The sequence below is a fragment of the Mesorhizobium sp. WSM3224 genome, from assembly GCF_000427725.1.
Lineage (GTDB): Bacteria > Pseudomonadota > Alphaproteobacteria > Rhizobiales > Rhizobiaceae > Mesorhizobium.
The window spans coordinates 19,784-34,081 of the sequence record NZ_ATYO01000026.1; the positions used below are offsets into that span (position 1 = coordinate 19,784).

Below are 14,298 nucleotides of genomic sequence, written 5' to 3' on the forward strand. Positions count from 1 at the left end.
CTTGGATGGCCGGCTGAATCAGCCGGCCATCGCCTTTTCGGGCGCGGCCGACGCGTGCGCTGCGTGCGACACCAGCGCGGTCATGATTTCGGCTGCGGCAAGCGCGGCGATCACCGGCGGGCGCTTGTCCTTCACCGCGCTGCCGCCGATCGGCGAGACGAGCCGAGCGAACTGCGCGTCGCTGCCTTCGGCGGACTTCAGGAACCAGTTCCTGAAGGTGGCCTTCTTGGTCCTGGAGCCGATCATGCCGATATAGGCGGTGTCGTCGCGCTTCAGCGCTTCGGCAACGATCAGGAAATCCAGCGCATGGTCATGGGTGAGGATGGCGAAGGCCGATCCGGCCGGCGCCTCGCGCACCACGGCTTCAGGCAGTGGCGTCAGCCGCGTCTCGACCGTTTCCGGCATCCCTTCGAGCGCGTCCGCGCGCGTCTCGACGACAACGACGTAGATCGGCAGTAGCGCCAGCGATGCCGCCAGCGCCTGGCCGACATGGCCGCCGCCGAAAAGATAGACATGCGGAAGATGCGCCTCTTCGGATTCAGCGGCGGCTATCAGCTTCTGCTCGATTGTCCTGTCGAGAAGGCGGATCCGCACCTCAACGCGGCCGCCGCAGCACTGGCCGATCTCGGGACCTAACGGCACATCAAGCGTGGCGCAGACTTCATCGACCTCAATGCGGGCGTCTTTACCCTCCCCCTTGTGAGGAGATAAGGGCCGCAGCATCTGCCGCGCCTTGTCGATCGCCATATATTCGAGCTGGCCGCCGCCGATGGTGCCGAAAATGGCCGATGCCGAGACAAGCATGAAAGCGCCGGCCTCGCGCGGCGTCGAGCCTTTCGTGGCCGCCACTTCGACGAGGGCGACCCGGCCAGCTTGGCCAAGGAACTGCTTCAGGCTTTGCACTTTCGAGTTCATCGTTTGCATTTCCACGCAGGAAATATAGCGTTTTGTGTCCCGAATTGCACGTTTCAGGCCGGTTTCGCGGCTTCCTGCTTCAACCGTTCGATCGCCATCAGCACCCGTTCGGGCGTGGCCGGCGCGTCGAGACGCGGGCAGATCCTGTGGCCGGCGACGCTGGCCACCGCGTCCGATAGGGCATGCAGCACCGACATGCCGTGCGGCAGCGGCGGCTCGCCCACGGCCTTGGAACGATGGATGGTCGGCTCATAGGCCGACGACCAGTCGGTCAGCTTGACGTTGAAGATTTTCGGCCGGTCGGAGGCGAGCGGGATCTTGTAGGTCGACGGCGCATGCGTGCGCAGGCGCCCGCTATCGTCCCACCAGAGCTCTTCCGTCGTCAGCCAGCCCATGCCCTGGATGAAGCCGCCCTCGATCTGGCCGAGATCGATCGCCCGGTTCAGCGAGCGGCCGGCGTCGTGCAGGATATCGGTGCGCTCGACCACATATTCGCCGGTCAACGTATCGACCGAGACCTCCGAGCAGGCCGCGCCATAGGCGTAATAGTAGAAGGCATGGCCGCGGCCCTTGCCGCGGTCCCAGTGTATCTTCGGCGTCTTGTAGAAACCGGCCGCCGAAAGCTGGACGCGGGCGATATAGGCCTGCTTGACCAGATCGTTGAAGGCCACTTCCTGGTTGCCGACACGTACCCGGTTGGGCAGGAATACCACCTGGTCGAGCGGCACCTGGTATTTTTCCGCCGCGAAATCGGTCAGCCGCTTGCGGATCTGGCGCGCGGCATCCTGCGCCGCCATGCCGTTGAGGTCGGCGCCTGAGGAGGCGGCCGTCGGCGAAGTGTTCGGCACCTTGGCGGTGGTGGTGGCGGTGATCTTGACCCGGTCGAGATCGATCTGGAACTCCTCGGCGACGACCTGCGCCACCTTGAGGTGCAGGCCCTGGCCCATCTCGGTGCCGCCGTGGTTCATGTGCACCGAGCCGTCGGCATAGACATGCACCAGCGCGCCGGCTTGGTTGGCCTCGGTCTTGGTGAAGGAGATGCCGAACTTGACCGGCGTCAGCGCCAGGCCGCGCTTTATGAAGCGGCTGTTGTTGTTGAACGCGCTGATCTCGCGGCGCCGCCGCGCGTAGTTCGCGCTTTCCTCCAGCTCCACCACGATGCGCTGGATGATGTTGTCCTCGACCCTCTGGTGATAGGGCGTGAAGCAGCGCTCGCCGATGGCCTCCATCGGGTCATAAAAGTTCAGCTTGCGGATTTCGAGCGGATCCTTGCCGACCGCGAAGGCCACCTCGTCGATGACGCGTTCGGCGCCGACCATCCCTTGTGGGCCGCCGAAGCCACGGAACGCGGTGTTGGAGACGGTGTTGGTGTAAAGCGGCACCGACCTGGCATGCACCGCCGGGTAGAAATAGGCGTTGTCGCAGTGGAACAGCGCGCGGTCGCCAACCGGACCTGAGAGGTCGGCGGAAAACCCGCAACGCAGCGCATAGGTGAAGTCGACGCCAAGGATGTTGCCCTCGTCGTCGAAGCCGACCTCGTAGTCGATGGCGAAATCATGCCGCTTGCCGGTGGCAGTCATGTCCTCGTCGCGGTCGAGCCTGATCTTGACAGCGCGCTTCAATTTCTTGGCGGCGATCGCGGCGAGCGCCGCGCACTGGTTGGCCTGCGTTTCCTTGCCGCCGAAGCCGCCGCCCATGCGGCGCACTTCGACCGTCACCGCATGGCTCGGCACGCCGAGCGTGTGCGCGACCAGATGCTGCGTTTCGCTCGGCCCCTGGGTCGAGCAATAGACGATCACCTCGTCGTCCTCGCCGGGGATGGCCAACGAAACCTGTCCTTCGAGATAGAAATGGTCCTGGCCGCCGAGCCACATGCGGTTCTTGATGCGGCGGGGAGCGGCTGCAATGGCCGCCGCCGCATCGCCGCGCTTCAAGACGAGAGGCGTGGTGACCTGCTTGTCCTTGACCGGATCGAGATCCCAGATGTCGACGACGGCCGGAAGCTCGTCATATTCGATCCTGGCAAGGCGCGCGGCGCGGCGCGCCTCCTCGCGCGTCTCGGCGACGACGGCGAAGATCGGCTGTCCGTAAAACTGCACCTCGCTTTCGGCCAGCACAGGATCGTCATGCATGCTGCTTGGCGAAACATCGTTCTCACCGGGAATGTCGGCATAGGTCAGCACGTCGACCACGCCGGGCGCTGACCGCACAGCCGACAGATCGACGCTCTTCAAGGTGCCGTGCGCGACCTTGGAAAGGCCCAACCCGACATGCAGCGTGCCGGCAGGCTCCGGCATGTCGTCGATATAGACGGCGGTGCCGCTGACATGCTTGTGAGCGGAATCGTGCCGCTGGTCGGTAGCGACGCCGCCGGTGATCTTTTCGGCCTTGAGGTTGGCGTGCTTGTTCATCAGGCCGCCTCGTCGCGTGACACTTGAAGTGGCGCTTTCGTTCCCGTCGTCTCGATATAGAAGCGCAGCAACAGGTTCCTTGCAGCCAAAGCCCGATATTCGGCGGACGCGCGCATGTCGGTCAGCGGTGTGAAGTCGCTGGCGTATTCGGCCATCGCCACCTCCACCGTCGCTTCGTTCCAGATTTTGCCGATCAGCGCCTTCTCGACCGCCGTGGCGCGCTTCGGCGTCGCGGCCATGCCGCCATAGGCGATGCGAATATCGGCCACCGCGCCGTCCTTGGCCAGCGTCAGATAGAACGCGCCGAGCGTCGCGGTAATGTCTTCGTCACGGCGCTTGGTGACCTTGTAGACCGCAAATTTCGTGCCCTTTGCCGGCGCCGGAACATGCACCGCCTCGACGAACTCGCCGGGTTGACGGTCCTGCTTGCCGTAGGCGATGAAGAAGGTTTCCAGCGGAATCGTGCGGCGCGCGCTACCCTTGCGCAAGGTGAGTTGCGCGCCGAGCGCGATCAGCGGCGGCGGCATGTCGCCGATCGGCGAGCCGTTGGCGATGTTGCCGCCGACGGTGCCCATGTTGCGCACCTGCTCGCCGCCGATGCGGTCGACCAGCGGCCCCAAGGCCGGAATGCGCTTCGACAGCTTCTCGAAAGCCTCGGTGTAGGTTACGCCAGCGCCGATCGTTATCACACCGTCGGCCTCGGACATCGTGCGCAGGCCATCGACCCCGCCGATGAAGATCGCCGGCGAGATGTCGCGCATGTGCTTGGTGACCCACAGGCCGACATCGGTCGAACCGGCGACGACGGTAGCGCCCGGCTCCTTTTCGAGCATGGCGGCGAAATCGTCGACATCGGCCGGCACGATCAGCCGCTGCTTGCCCGATCCGATCTCGACCCTGGCGCCGTCGCGCAACGCCTTCAGCCGCGCGGTGATGTCCTTGCGCTCCACGGCCAGAGGATCCTTCGCCGCCTTGCCGTAGCTCGAAATGGCGTGCGCGGCGCGCATGATCGCCTCATAGCCGGTGCAGCGGCAGAGATTGCCCTGCAGCGCCTTTTCGATCGCCGCGTTGGAAGGATCGGGCGTCCTCATCCAGAGCGCGTAGAGCGACATGATGAAGCCGGGCGTGCAGAAGCCGCATTGCGAGCCGTGGAAATCGACCATCGCCTGCTGCACCGGGTGCAACTTCTCACCATCGCCGCGCAGATGCTCCACAGTCACAACATGGGTGCCGTCGAGCGAGCCCATGAAGCGGATGCAGGCATTGACGCTTTCGTAGACGAGACCTTCAGAGGAAAGCTTGCCGACCAGCACCGTACAGGCGCCACAGTCGCCCTCGGCGCAGCCTTCCTTGGTGCCGCGCAGCGAACGGTTGAGGCGCAGCCAGTCAAGCAGCGTCGCATCGGGCGCGACGTCTTTCAAAGCCACGTCGCTGCCGTTCAGGATGAAACGTATCGCGTTGCGGGTCTCTGCCATCTCTCAGCTCCCCCGATAGGTCGAGTAGCCATAAGGCGAAATCAAGAGCGGCACATGATAGTGGCGCTCTTCCGCCATGCCGAAGCGGATCGGCACGATATCGAGGAAAGCGGGCTGCGGCAGGCTTGTCCCTTGCCCGCGCAGATAGTCGCCGGCGGCGAAGACCAGCTCATATTCGCCGGTGCGGAAGTCGGTGCCGGCCAGCAGCGGCGCGTCACAGCGGCCGTCATCGTTGGTGGTGACGGTTTTCAGATGCGTGCGGGTTTGCCGCTCGATGCGAAAAAGCTCGATCGACAGGCCCTTTGCCGGCCTGCCGGTCGCGGTGTCGAGCACATGGGTCGTCAGGCGCCCGCCATCGGCTTTCGACGTTTCTGCCACTGGCCGCCTCCCATCTCGGTACAGTCCGACGTTTTCAAGTCAATTGTGCGCCAATTAAAGGCGATGCATAAGCCCGGGTCGAGCGGAGTGCGGCAAAAAGCACTTTCAAAAATTTTCGGGGGAATGCATGCGCACTCCTTTCGATATCTTCAACGCAACAATCGGGCAGGAGCGGCGATGCGTTACGACAGGGACATGCGCGGTTACGGGGCAAATCCGCCGGATCCCAAGTGGCCCGGCGGCGCGTATGTCGCGGTGCAGTTCGTCGTCAACTATGAAGAGGGCGGCGAGAACTGCATGCTGCATGGCGACAAGGCTTCGGAGGCGTTCCTTTCGGAGATCGTCGGGGCGGCTCCCTGGGTCGGCCAGCGCCACTGGAACATGGAATCGATCTATGAATACGGCGCCCGCGCCGGCTTCTGGCGGCTCCACCGGCTGTTCACCGAAGCGCAGGTGCCGGTGACCTGCTACGGCGTCGCCACGGCGCTGGCGCGCTCGCCCGACCAGGTCGCGGCGATGCAGGAGGCGGGCTGGGAGATCGCTTCGCACGGGTTGAAATGGATCGACTACCGCGACCATGCGCCTGAGGACGAGCGACGCGACCTCGAAGCGACGATCCGGCTGCATTACGAGGTGACCGGCGCGCGGCCAACGGGTTGGTACACCGGCCGCACGTCCGTCAACACGGTGCGGCTCGTCGCCGAGGAAGGCGGCTTCGACTACGTCTCCGACACCTATGACGACGAACTGCCCTATTGGTTCGACCGCGGTGAGCTGGAGAAGCCGCAGCTCATCATCCCTTACACGCTCGACGCCAACGACATGCGCTTTGCGACACCGCAGGGCTTCAACTCCGGCGACCAGTTCTTCGCCTATTTGAAGGACAGTTTCGACACGCTCTATGCCGAGGGCAAAGCGGGGCGGCCGCGGATGATGAATATCGGCCTGCATTGCCGGCTGGTCGGCCGTCCCGGACGGGTCGCGGCATTGAAGCGTTTCATCGACTATGTGAAATCGCATGACAAGGTGTGGCTTACGCGGCGCATCGACATCGCCAGGCACTGGCGAGAAACGCACCCTTACGAGGCGCCGGCGCTGCGCCCGTCGCGGATGGAATTTGAAGAATTCGTGCATGCCTTCGGCGGCGTGTTCGAGCATTCGCCGTGGATCGCCGAGCGCGCCTACGAATTGGAACTCGGGCCTGCGCACGACAGCGCGGGCGGCCTGCACAATGCGCTCTGCCGCATCTTCCGCGCAGCAACGGAAGCTGAACGGCTTTCTGTGCTCAACGCCCATCCGGACCTCGCCGGCAAGCTGGCCAAGGCCGAGCGCCTAACGCCGGAATCGGCAAAGGAACAAACCTCCGCCGGGCTCGACGCGCTGACCGACGAGGAGCGCGAGCTGTTCTCGAAACTGAACGCCGCCTATGTCACCACCTTCGGCTTTCCTTTCATCATCGCGGTCAAGGGCAAGACCAAGGAGGAAATCCTGGCGGAGTTCGAGGCGCGGATCGGCAACAGCCGCGGCGTCGAGCTGGAAACCGCCTGCAAACAGGTCGAACGCATAGCGCTGCTTCGACTGAAAGACATGCTCCCGCAATAACGCCAGGGACCCCCATGGATATGATCAAGACTGCCGAGCGAACCTATTACGCCCCACGTGGCGGCCATCCCGGCCAGAATGAGCTTTTGACCGGCAGGGCCGTCTTCACCGAGGCCTATGCGGTCATCCCCAGGGGCGTAATGCAGGACATCGTCACCAGTCCGCTGCCGTTCTGGGACGAGACGAGGGCCTGGATCATCGCCCGCCCACTCTCGGGCTTCGCCGAGACGTTTTCGCAATACATCGTCGAGGTCCTGCCCGGCGGCGGCAGCGAACGGCCGGAACTGGATGCCGGCGCCGAGGGCGTGCTGTTCGTCGTCGAGGGCGAGATCACGGTATCGCTAGCCGGCAAAAGACATGCGCTCGCCCCCGGCGGCTTCGCCTTCCTGCCGCCGGCGAGCGGCTGGACGGTGCGCAACGAGAGCGGCACTGCTGCCCGCTTCCACTGGATTCGCAAGGCCTACGAGGCCGTCGAAGGCATCGACGTGCCGGAAGCCTTCTTCTCGAGCGACCAGCAGGTGACGCCGAGCCCGATGCCGGGCACGGAAGGGCGCTGGGCAACGACCCGTTTCGTCGACCCGGCCGACATGCGCCATGACATGCACGTCACCATCGTCACGCTCGAACCGGGCGCGGTCATCCCCTTCGCCGAAACCCATGTCATGGAGCACGGGCTCTATGTGCTGGAAGGCAAGGCCGTCTACCGCCTCAACCAGGACTGGGTCGAGGTTGAGGCGGGCGACTTCATGTGGCTGCGCGCCTTCTGCCCGCAGGCCTGCTATGCCGGCGGCCCCGGCAACTTCCGCTATCTGCTCTACAAGGACGTCAACCGGCACGCCAGGCTCGGCGGCTATCTTGGAGGCAAGGCGCGGTGAGCCGCATCGTTGCCCGACCGCTGACCCGCGAAAACTTCGCGCCTTTCGGCGACGTCATCGACATGGGCGGCGACAACCGCTACCCGATCAATGGCGGCAAGGCGATGCGCTACCACGACCTCGCCACTGCCGAGGCGACGGGGCCGAATGCGCGGGTGCTGATCTCGATGGTGCGCGCAACGCCCTACGAGATGCCGCTGAAGCTCGCCATGGTCGAGCGCCATCCGCTCGGCAGCCAGGCTTTCATTCCGCTGTCGCCACGGCCATTCCTGGTCGTCGTCTGCCATGACACCAAGGACGGCCCGGGTGAACCGCATGCCTTTCTCGCCGGGCCCGGACAAGGCATCAACTACCGCCGCAACCTCTGGCACGGCGTGCTGACGCCGATCGGCGAGGAACAGGATTTCCTCATCGTCGACCGCGTCGGCGACGGCTCCAATCTCGAAGAGTTTCATTTCTCGCATCCTTACGAGATCCACCTTCCCTGAAAGCTTGCGATTTCCATGACCGACGTTTCGCTGATCGACCGCCTGCTCGACGTCATCGAGCATGATATCGTGCCGAAAACCGCCGACGGCGTTGCCCACGGCAACAAGCTGTTCGGCGCCGCCATTCTCAGGAAGGACGACCGGTCGCTGGTGCTGGCCGAAACCAACAACGAGATGGAAAATCCGCTGTGGCATGGCGAGGTGCACTGCCTGAAGCGTTTTTACGAGATGCCCAAGGCCGAGCGCGTCGACACCAAGGATGCGCTGTTCATAGCCACGCACGAGCCCTGCTCGCTCTGCCTGTCGGCGATAACCTGGACCGGCTTCGACAATTTCTACTACCTCTTCAGCCACGAGGATTCGCGCGACAGCTTCGCCATCCCGCACGATCTGAAGATCCTGAAAGAGGTCTTTACTCTCGATCCCGGCGGCTATAACGCCGAAAACGCCTACTGGAAAAGCTTTTCCATCCGCCGGCTGGTGCGCGCTTTGCCCGAGGTCGAGCGCAAACGGCTGGAGGCTCGCATCGGCAGGATTGCGGCGCTCTATAACGAGCTGTCAAGCGCCTACCAGGCAAGCAAGGGCGAGAATGACATTCCGCTGAACTGAACTTCTCCACCTTGAATTGCCACCTTTATGGTGGCATATAGAATTATGGAGAAGCGCAGGCCCACTTACGATCTTGAAGCGATCAAGACGACATTTGGGTCTGCCGATACGCTAGCAATCACGATATCAGCGCTGCGCGATGCCATTGGTCTCGGCTTCGATCGCACGAGTGTAGTCGAGGTGATTGGCACCATGACACAAAAGATGTTCGTCAAATCAATGACCACCTTCGCGGATCATCGGGTCTGGCAAGATGTCTACCATGTCCCAGCGCGCGACATGATCCTCTATGTGAAATTTCAGGCGGATGTCGTGACTGAATTCACGGTTGTGGCATTCAAGGAAAAATAGCCATGGCAAAAAAAGAGAGCCCTGAAACGATGACCTCCCCGGAAACAGGAGAGACGCTGACGCGCGGGGTGCGTCCATTCGCGGTGACCTACAAGGGCGAGAGCATGACGGTCGACCTGCCCGGCTACTATCCGGCTTCGGATGGCGAGAGCGTGCATGTCGGGGACGACATGATTGCCGTCGATGCGGCACTCCGCCTCCTCAAGGAGAAGGTCGATGGTGTCCCGGCGCCAGAAACCATCCGGCGCATGCGCGCAAAGCTCAAGCTGTCGCAGCGCGAGGCGGGTTCCCTGTTCAAGGTCGGCGAGAACGCCTTCGACAAATATGAAAGAGGGTTGATCGAGCCGAGCGGTCCGACCATTCAGCTGATGACGTTGCTGGAAAAGCATCCCGAATTGCTGGACGAATTGCGTTAGCAGCCCAGGTCGCATTTTTTGATGCTCCAGTCGCGATTGGCGATTGAAAGTCGCCGCGCCGCGGAGCGTTATGCGCCGCCATGAAAACCGTCACCGAATTTCCCCGCAAGGTTGTCGAATTTCCTGACATGGGCATCGTCATGCCGGACGGTTGCCGGCTGTCGGCGCGCATATGGATGCCCGAGGATGCGACCGGAAATCCGGTGCCCGCGATCCTCGAGCACCTGCCCTATCGCAAGCGCGACGGCACCATCTTCCGCGACCAGCTCACCCATCCCTATTTCGCCGGGCACGGCTACGCCTCGATCCGCGTCGATATGCGCGGCAATGGCGATTCCGAAGGGCTGATGGACGACGAATATTCCGAGCAGGAATTGCAGGACGCCTGCGATGTGATTGCCTGGGCGGCGGCGCAGCCCTGGTGCAACGGCAATGTCGGCATGATCGGCATTTCCTGGGGCGGCTTCAACTGCCTGCAGGTGGCGGCCAAGCAGCCGCCGGCGCTGAAGGCGGTGATCAGCCTGTGCTCGACCGTCGACCGCTATGCCGACGACATCCACTACAAGGGCGGCTGCCTGCTGCTCGAGAATTTCGGCTGGGCCTCGACGATGCTGTCCTATTCGTCGCGGCCGCCGGATCCGGCGATTGCCGGCGGCAACCGCTGGCGCGACCTGTGGCTCAGCCGGCTGGAGAACCAGCCTTTCCTGTTGCCGCTCTGGCTCAGCCACCAGCATCGCGACGCCTATTGGAAACGCGGCTCGATCTGCGAGGATTTTTCCGCCGTCAAGGCGGCCGTGCTGTCGATCGGCGGCTGGCACGACGGCTACCGCAACACGATCTCCAACCTCGTCGCCAGCATCCGGTCGCCGGTCAAAGGCATCGTCGGCCCGTGGATCCACAAATACCCGCATTACGCCGGACCCAATCCGGCGATCGGCTTCCTGCAGGAAGCGTTGCGCTGGTGGGACCGCTGGCTGAAGGGCGCCGAGACCGGCGTCGAGGCCGATCCCGATTACCGCGCCTATGTGATGGACAGCGTGCGGCCGGCGCGCTGGCATCCGGAGCGGCCAGGCCGCTGGGTGGCGGAGCAGACGTGGCCCTCGGCCGACATCAAGCCTGAGGCGATCGAGCTCATCCCCGACGGCGCCAAGCCCTCGATCGTCGCTTCGCCGCAGACCTGCGGATTTGCCGGCGGCGAGTATTTTCCCTTCACCTTCGGGCCGGAACTCCCGGGCGACCAGCGCCCCGACGACGCGCTGTCGGTGTGTTTCGACCAGCCAGAGCTTGGCGAGGCGATCGACATTGTCGGGGCGCCGGAGCTTGATATCCGGATTGCGTCCGACCGGCCCCAGGCTAACATCGCGGTGCGGCTGTGCGACGTGCATCCCGACGGCGCCTCGGAGCTGATCTCCTACGGCGTGCTCAACCTCACCCACCGCAATTCGCATGAATTCCCGCAAGCGCTGGTGCCGGGCGAAACAGTTTCGGCGCGCGTCGTGCTCGACCAATGCGCGTACCGGGTGCCGGCCGGGCACAAACTGCGCATCGCCGTTTCGACCGCTTACTGGCCGATGATCTGGCCCTCGCCGGAGCCGGTAAGGCTTGATCTTGCAAAGGCGACGCTGAAGCTGCCGCTGCGCCCGCTGGCGAAAGGCGACGAGGTTTCGTTCCCCGAGCCGGAAGGCGCGACTCCATGGGCAACCGAGGAAATCAGGCCGGCCAACTCGGAACGCCACATCGATCGCAATGAGAAGACCGGCGTCGTCACGCTCTCCATAACCGACGATTTCGGCGAGGTGCGCGACCTGGAGCACGGGCTCGTCCACGGCAGCATTGTCAGGGAGACATGGACGATCCACCCCGACGATCCGCTGGCGGCCACGGGCAGCACCCACTGGACGCAGACCTTTTCGCGAAATGAATGGTCGGTGCGGACCGAAACCTTCGCCGATATGCGCTCAGACGCGCAAAACTTCATCCTCAGCGCCAGAATAGAGGCCTATGAGGGCGAGAAGCTGGTTTTCGAGCGTAACTTCGAACAGACGATTCCCCGCGCCCTCGTCTGAGCGCTGGCAAGATTGGTCCAACCGCGACGTACGATTTACGCCACGGCATGTCGCATTCGGTCTTGCCTGTCGCTTTCCCTTACGGTCATTATCCCTCACAAGAAAAGAAACGACCGCAAGGTCGAACCATCAGAGTGAGGAACTTACAATGTCGAACGAACTGGACTATCTCAGCCGCCGCGTTGCGTCCGGCAAGCTCAGCCGCCGTGACTTTCTCGGCCGAGCGGCGGCGCTCGGCGTCTCCGCCACTTTCGCCAATTCGCTGCTTTCGAGTGCGGCCCGCGCCGCCGGCCCGGTCAAGGGCGGCGCGCTTAAGGCCGGCCTGGTCGGCGGTGAATCCACCAACAGCCTCGACCCGGCACTGATGATGACGCAGGTGCCGTTCGCCTTCGGCAAGTGCTGGGGCGAAATGATCGTCGAGCTGTCGCCGGAGGGCAAGCTCGAAAACCGCATCGCCGAGGAGATCGGCTCGTCCGACGACGCCAAGGTGTGGACGCTGAAGATCCGCGACGGCGTCGAATTCCACAACGGCAAGACCGTGACCGCGGAGGACGTCGCCGCGACGCTCGAGCGCCATTCCGACGAGAAGTCGAAGTCCGGCGCGCTCGGCTACATGAAGGGCATCGAGACCATCAAGGCCAGCGGCAAGGAAGTGGTGCTGACGCTGAAGGAGGCCAACGCCGACCTTCCCTATCTGCTCAGCGACTATCACCTGATCGTGCAGCCGAACGGCGGCAAGGACAAGCCCGATGCCGGCATCTCGGCCGGCCCGTACAAGATCGTCACCAACGAGCCTGGCGTGCGCCATGGCGGCGAGCGCTTCGCCAATTACTGGCAGGGTGACAAGATGGGCCATGCCGACCAGGTCGAGGTCATCGTCATCAACGACGCGACGGCGCGCACGGCAGCCCTGCAGGGCGGCCAGGTCAACATGATCAATCGCGTCGAGCCGAAGATCGTCGATCTGATCAAGCGTCTGCCAGGCGTCACCATCCGCAATCATGCCGGCCCTGGTCACTATGTCTTCATCATGCATTGCAATACGGCGCCGTTCGACAACAACGACCTCAGGATGGCGTTGAAGCTGGCTATCGACCGCGAGGAGATGCTGGACAAGATCCTGCGCGGCTACGGCTCGCTCGGCAACGACTTCCCGATCAACGCGTCCTATCCGCTGTTCAGCGAAATCGAGCAGCGCAAGTACGATCCGGACAAGGCCAAGTTCCACTACAAGAAGTCGGGCCATGACGGCACCGTGCTGCTGAGGACCTCGGACGTCGCCTTCCCGGGCGCGGTCGATGCCTCGCAGCTGTTCCAGCAGAGCGCCGCCAAGGCCGGCATCAAGATCGAGCTCAAGCGTGAGCCCGGTGACGGCTACTGGAACGAAGTCTGGAACAAGCAGCCCTTCTGCGCCTCCTACTGGGGCGGCCGCTCGACGCAGGACCAGATGTACTCGACCGCCTATCTGTCGACCGCCGACTGGAACGACACGCGGTTCAAGCGTCCGGATTTCGACAAGATGGTGCTGGCGGCGCGCGCCGAGCTCGACGAGGCCAAGCGCAAGGCGATGTACCACGACATGGCCGTCATGGTGCGCGATGAGGGCGGCCTGATCCTGCCGATGTTCAACCAGTTCATCGACGCCACCGGCGCCAAGGTCGGCGGCTGGGTCGACGATCCGCATCAGGAGCTGATGAACGGCTACGCGCTCGCGAAGTGCTGGCTCGAAGCCTGAGCTTGGCCTTGCGGATATGTCCTCACCCGTCGTGAAACTGGTGGCCCAGCGCATTGCGCTGGGCATCCTCCTCCTGCTGGCCGTTTCGGTCCTGATCTTCGCCGGCACCCAGATCTTGCCCGGCGATGTCGCGCAAGCCATTCTCGGACAATCGGCGACGCCGGAGTCGCTCGCCAATCTGCGCGAGCAACTTGGTCTCAATCAGCCGGCTTACCTACGCTATTTCCATTGGCTGGGCGGCGTGCTGACCGGCGACCTCGGTACGGCGATGTCAAGCGGCCAGGATATCGCGACGTCGATCAAGGGGCGGTTGTGGAACACGCTGTTCCTCGCCTTCTGGGCGGCGATCGTGGCCGTGCCGCTGGCAATTATCCTCGGCTTGATCGCGGTGCGCTACCGCAATGGCTGGGTCGATAAGTTGATCTCGGGACTGGCGCTCGCCTCGACATCGTTCCCCGAGTTCTTCATCGGCTATGTGCTCGTCTATTTCTTCGCCGTGAAGTACCAGATCTTCCCCGGCATCTCGACGGTCTATGAGGGCATGCCGTTCGGCGAGCGCGTGCAGGCGATCGCGCTGCCGGCGACGGCGCTGACGCTGGTGGTGCTGGCCCACATGATGCGCATGACGCGCGCCGCGATCCTGAACGTCATGCAGTCAGCCTATGTCGAGACGGCGGAACTCAAGGGGCTTTCGGCCTTCTCCGTCATCCGCAAGCACGCCTTTCCCAACGCCATTGCGCCGATCATCAACGTGGTCATGCTTAACCTGGCCTACCTGATCGTCGGCGTCGTCGTGGTCGAAGTGATCTTCGTCTACCCCGGCATGGGTCAGTATCTCGTCGACCACGTCACCAAGCGCGACGTGCCGGTGGTGCAGGCGGTCGGCCTGATCTTCGCCGCCGTCTATATCAGCCTGAACATCATCGCGGACATTGCGGCGATCGTCGCCAATCCGCGTCTCAGACATCCGAAGTGAG

The 14,298-nt window shown here is 63.5% G+C and carries 13 protein-coding genes; 9 read left to right on the forward strand and 4 right to left on the reverse strand.

Annotation, left to right across the window (positions count from 1 at the left end):
- Window positions 1-18 precede the first annotated feature (18 nt).
- The 4 genes from xdhC to uraH are packed head-to-tail and all read right to left on the reverse strand — an operon-like array spanning window position 19 to window position 5,179.
- A complete protein-coding gene (gene xdhC, locus YU3_RS0127300) occupies window positions 19-915 on the reverse strand; it encodes a xanthine dehydrogenase accessory protein XdhC (RefSeq protein ID WP_027169192.1) in 897 nt (298 codons plus the stop codon).
- 53 nt (window positions 916-968) lie between these two features.
- Window positions 969-3,326 carry a xanthine dehydrogenase molybdopterin binding subunit gene (gene xdhB, locus YU3_RS0127305; RefSeq protein WP_027169193.1) on the reverse strand — a complete coding sequence of 786 codons (2,358 nt, stop codon included), beginning with the start codon at window positions 3,324-3,326 and terminating at the stop codon, window positions 969-971.
- Window positions 3,326-4,801: a xanthine dehydrogenase small subunit gene (xdhA, locus tag YU3_RS0127310; protein WP_027169194.1), complete on the reverse strand. Its 1,476-nt coding sequence runs from the start codon at window positions 4,799-4,801 to the stop codon at window positions 3,326-3,328. Before xdhA ends, xdhB begins: the two co-directional genes overlap by 1 nt.
- Window positions 4,802-4,804: 3 nt before the next feature.
- A complete protein-coding gene (gene uraH / locus YU3_RS0127315; RefSeq protein WP_027169195.1) occupies window positions 4,805-5,179 on the reverse strand; it encodes a hydroxyisourate hydrolase in 375 nt (124 codons plus the stop codon).
- A 177-nt stretch (window positions 5,180-5,356) separates the two neighbouring features.
- Here uraH and puuE point away from each other — a divergent pair, with 177 nt between their 5' ends.
- The 9 genes from puuE to YU3_RS0127360 all read left to right on the forward strand — a co-directional run bounded on the left by puuE (window position 5,357) and on the right by YU3_RS0127360 (window position 14,297).
- On the forward strand, window positions 5,357-6,781 hold the full coding sequence (gene puuE, locus YU3_RS0127320) for an allantoinase PuuE (protein ID WP_027169196.1): 1,425 nt from the start codon (window positions 5,357-5,359) through the stop codon (window positions 6,779-6,781).
- 14 nt (window positions 6,782-6,795) lie between these two features.
- The gene (locus YU3_RS0127325; RefSeq protein ID WP_027169197.1) at window positions 6,796-7,656 is read left to right on the forward strand and encodes a bifunctional allantoicase/(S)-ureidoglycine aminohydrolase; all 861 of its coding nucleotides are present in this window, start codon (window positions 6,796-6,798) and stop codon (window positions 7,654-7,656) included.
- On the forward strand, window positions 7,653-8,144 hold the full coding sequence (locus YU3_RS0127330) for an ureidoglycolate lyase (protein WP_027169198.1): 492 nt from the start codon (window positions 7,653-7,655) through the stop codon (window positions 8,142-8,144). The genes YU3_RS0127325 and YU3_RS0127330 overlap by 4 nt, the downstream gene beginning before the upstream one ends.
- A 15-nt stretch (window positions 8,145-8,159) precedes the next feature.
- Window positions 8,160-8,753 (forward strand): nucleoside deaminase, encoded by a 594-nt coding sequence (locus YU3_RS0127335; RefSeq protein ID WP_027169199.1) that lies wholly within the window; start codon window positions 8,160-8,162, stop codon window positions 8,751-8,753.
- Between the two features lie 45 nt (window positions 8,754-8,798).
- Window positions 8,799-9,104 (forward strand): type II toxin-antitoxin system MqsR family toxin, encoded by a 306-nt coding sequence (locus tag YU3_RS0127340; protein WP_027169200.1) that lies wholly within the window; start codon window positions 8,799-8,801, stop codon window positions 9,102-9,104.
- Window positions 9,105-9,106: 2 nt separating this feature from the next.
- The gene (locus YU3_RS0127345; protein ID WP_027169201.1) at window positions 9,107-9,520 is read left to right on the forward strand and encodes a type II toxin-antitoxin system MqsA family antitoxin; all 414 of its coding nucleotides are present in this window, start codon (window positions 9,107-9,109) and stop codon (window positions 9,518-9,520) included.
- An 80-nt stretch (window positions 9,521-9,600) separates the two neighbouring features.
- Window positions 9,601-11,586 (forward strand): CocE/NonD family hydrolase, encoded by a 1,986-nt coding sequence (locus tag YU3_RS0127350; RefSeq protein WP_027169202.1) that lies wholly within the window; start codon window positions 9,601-9,603, stop codon window positions 11,584-11,586.
- Window positions 11,587-11,734: 148 nt separating this feature from the next.
- The gene (locus YU3_RS0127355; protein WP_027169203.1) at window positions 11,735-13,321 is read left to right on the forward strand and encodes an ABC transporter substrate-binding protein; all 1,587 of its coding nucleotides are present in this window, start codon (window positions 11,735-11,737) and stop codon (window positions 13,319-13,321) included.
- A 16-nt stretch (window positions 13,322-13,337) separates the two neighbouring features.
- Window positions 13,338-14,297, forward strand: coding sequence for an ABC transporter permease (locus YU3_RS0127360; protein WP_027169204.1), 960 nt, complete (start codon window positions 13,338-13,340; stop codon window positions 14,295-14,297).
- Window position 14,298: the final 1 nt, after the last annotated feature.